Below are 3,094 nucleotides of genomic sequence, written 5' to 3'. Positions count from 1 at the left end.
CTCGAACTTGAATCCTATATGAAGTTTTTCCAAGGTGACCGTTGTAACGCAACCTTAGGAGGCGAACACTCTATCCTACTGAGCTACAGAGACTTATATGTTTCACGTGAAACATATATCGTATTTTTATACTGCATTTTATTATAATTCATTTTCATGTGTTCCGCAACTATTTTCTCTTCCTACCTGCTCCGTATGCAATTTCTGTGTAACTGTTCACGGGTAGGCACTTTTGGAACTGACGATTTTTTATAGGCCTTTACGCAAAATGAGCCGTTCCCATCATCCATATTTTTCCTTTAAACCGACGTCCCGGAAGCGGTTCTCCAAGCAGGTCCATCTTATTGATACCCACGCGGAAATACAGATCGTTGCATTCCACCTTGAGATCATAGATTTCCTCGCCGGTAAACCGGTTTTTCTTACATATAACCTCTTTGATCTCGCCTAAAATCGAATACTGATCGCACTCGATCCCGCTTGGCATAAAAGTTGTATCGACGATCGAATAAATATCCTCTCTCGTCGCCCGGCGCGATGCCATCGAATAGAGATCCAGATCCTCGATTGTTAAGGACTCCATCGCATCCTCGTCGCCATTTTTTGCCGCTTCCAAAAGTTCATCCCGGTTTTTCGCCGCCACTTTGGCTTTTTCAATCTGCAGCGCCGTCTTTTTGATCGGAAGAAGCACCTTGCCCCGATTGGCAAATCCTGCCAGGCTGACCGAAGTCACCTGTAAGCGCTCGCGCTCTTTCCGGTAACACTCCCTGTATTCGATCGGATTCAAGAGATAAAAGATCAGCGAAAGCCCTACCTTATACTCATCCAGAAGCCCCGCATAGGTTTCCTTCTCCGTATGACGCTGAATGGAACATTCTGCCCGCGAGGTTACCTCCTCGTTCAGAATATAGGGATAATAATACTCTATCTCCATCTCATCCTGCTCATTCAGCTCCCCATACATCGCCACGCCGATCCCCGGCGCAACTTCTGTCTTGATCTCATATAATTCGGTCTCCCTGTCAAGCTGAAGACAGCTGGAGGTTCCCGCCTCTCTCGCCAGACAGCGAAGCAGGGCACGGATGTCCTTCTTCTTCTGATACATACTAAATCCGGCAGCTCGCAAAAAACGATGCATATTGACTCCTTCTAACTACAATCCGCAGCTGCTGCCAACACATACAGCCGCCTCATTTCTATCCTTTATTTTCCTTACTTATACCCAAGCGCACGCTCCAGTGCTTCCTTCTCTTCACTTCCTAAAAGCACCTCGGTCTTGCCCTCTACGACATCCTTCAGATACAGGTAACAGCCTTCACGGCTGTGAACAGAATTCAGCACAAATCCCGTGTTGTTATCATCCAGCATGGCAATGACAAAACTCAGATTGCCGCCCATGCCCTTAAACGCATTGTACTTGACAATACCGGTTTTCTGGTATCCAGCCTGCGCCTTGGAGACAACCGAATCCACCAGGCGTTTTGTATCTCCGTCCTTTGCCCGCAGATACTCGGTCTCATCCACCAGTTCCATGATCGTATCTTCGAGCGTCTCCGCATCTTTTCCCCGCATAAACATATCATATCTGCGATACAACTTCCTATACTGCGAAAAACAGATGACGGATGCAATAAATGATATGAGTGTCAGGATCGCCAGAATGATCACGATAATCCCCGGATCGATGCCAATCCCGCTAAAAATACTGCTCTCCATCTTTCATTCCTCATTTCCCATCATCCGTCCCCTGGGACGAATTTTGTGTGATTACTGTCTTAATGACTCCAAAAGCTCAATCAGACGTTCCAGTTCCGCTGATGAATAGTATTCGATCTCGATTCTGCCTTTATTCTTATCCTTGCGGTTGATCGAAACCTTCGTTCCCATAACCCCTTTCAGCTTCTCTTCCACATCCTTGAAAAAGACCTCCATATCGCGTTCCGGATCTGCTTTCTTTTTCGCCTTTTTCGGCTTCAAAAGCTCTTTCACCAGACGCTCGACCTCGCGGACGCTCAAATGATTTTCTACTGTTTTAAGCGCCAACTGGTACTGTTTTTCACCATCTTCCAGCGAAAGAAGCGCTCTCGCATGACCTCCGGTAAGCCGGTCCTGAATCAGCATCTCCTGCACTCTCTCATCCAGTTTCAAAAGACGCATGCTGTTCGTGATCGTCGCACGGTTCTTCGCTACGCGCTCTGCCACGTCCTCCTGACGCAGCCCAAACTCCTGAATCAGCATCTGGTAGGCTTTCGCCTCCTCAATCGGATTTAAATCTGCACGCTGTACATTCTCGATCAGGGCGATCTCCATCGTCTGCTGTCTCGTATACTCGCGCACGATCACTGGAACTTCCCGAAATCCTGCCAGTTTGGCAGCTCTCCACCGGCGCTCTCCGGCAATCAGCTCATAACGATCGCCCTTTTTCTGAACCAGAAGCGGCTGCAGCACGCCGTAATGGCGGATGGATTCTGCCAGCTCTCCGAGCTGTTCTTCATCAAACATCTTACGCGGCTGGCTGACATTTGGCTCAATCTCCGAAATATTTAGAAATTTCTCTTTTTCCACCTCAACGATCTTTACGACCGGCTCCGCTTTTGCCGTCTGTGTCTTCGATTTTGCCGCCATCTCCCCGGCTGTGCGGGTTTTTCCTTCTGCCGTCGTCTTTCCGGATGCCTTTGCAACTCCCACGCGGCTGCCTTTTCCCACTGTTTTCGCAGCTGCCTTTCCGGCCGACGCCGATTTTTTCTGTTTTTTAGATCCCGGAAGCACCATATCCAGCTCTTCCAGGCTCTTTTTCTCTATCTCCTGTTCCGTCTCACGAACGGAAGTCTTTTTTCCGGCTTCATCCGATGGCTTTGCGCTGCTTTTTCCCGCTTCTGCATCCTCGTAATCATTTCCAAAAAAAGCTCCCAGTCCTCTGCCAAGCCCCGTTCTCTTTGACATTTCCTTCCTCCTCACGAACCTCCCGACGCCCCGGCAGGCATCCTTTCTGAATTTCACTTCACCGTTATTTTCCTGCCTACAGCTCTTCTCCCCGGCTGATCACCTCTGCTGCCAGCAGACGGTAGCTCTCTGCTCCGGTCGAGCGGCTGTC

At 49.0% G+C, this 3,094-nt stretch carries 3 protein-coding genes; all 3 read right to left on the bottom strand.

Annotated features, from left to right (window positions below; translation table 11 throughout):
* Positions 1 to 259: 259 nt before the first annotated feature.
* Positions 260 to 1,138 carry a DUF3881 family protein gene (locus QVO97_RS04320; protein ID WP_022359164.1) on the bottom strand — a complete coding sequence of 293 codons (879 nt, stop codon included), beginning with the start codon at positions 1,136 to 1,138 and terminating at the stop codon, positions 260 to 262.
* 74 nt (positions 1,139 to 1,212) lie between these two features.
* Entirely contained in the window at positions 1,213 to 1,716 is a 504-nt protein-coding gene (locus QVO97_RS04315) for a DUF4446 family protein (protein ID WP_022359163.1), read from the bottom strand.
* 51 nt (positions 1,717 to 1,767) lie between these two features.
* Positions 1,768 to 2,943, bottom strand: a complete 1,176-nt coding sequence (locus QVO97_RS04310; protein ID WP_022359162.1) for a ParB/RepB/Spo0J family partition protein — start codon at positions 2,941 to 2,943, stop codon at positions 1,768 to 1,770.
* Positions 2,944 to 3,094 lie beyond the last annotated feature (151 nt).

It is taken from the genome of Clostridium sp. CAG:43 (genome assembly GCF_000434655.1).
GTDB lineage: Bacteria > Bacillota > Clostridia > Lachnospirales > Lachnospiraceae > Otoolea > Otoolea fessa.
This window is presented reverse-complemented; position numbering and strand designations above follow the sequence as displayed.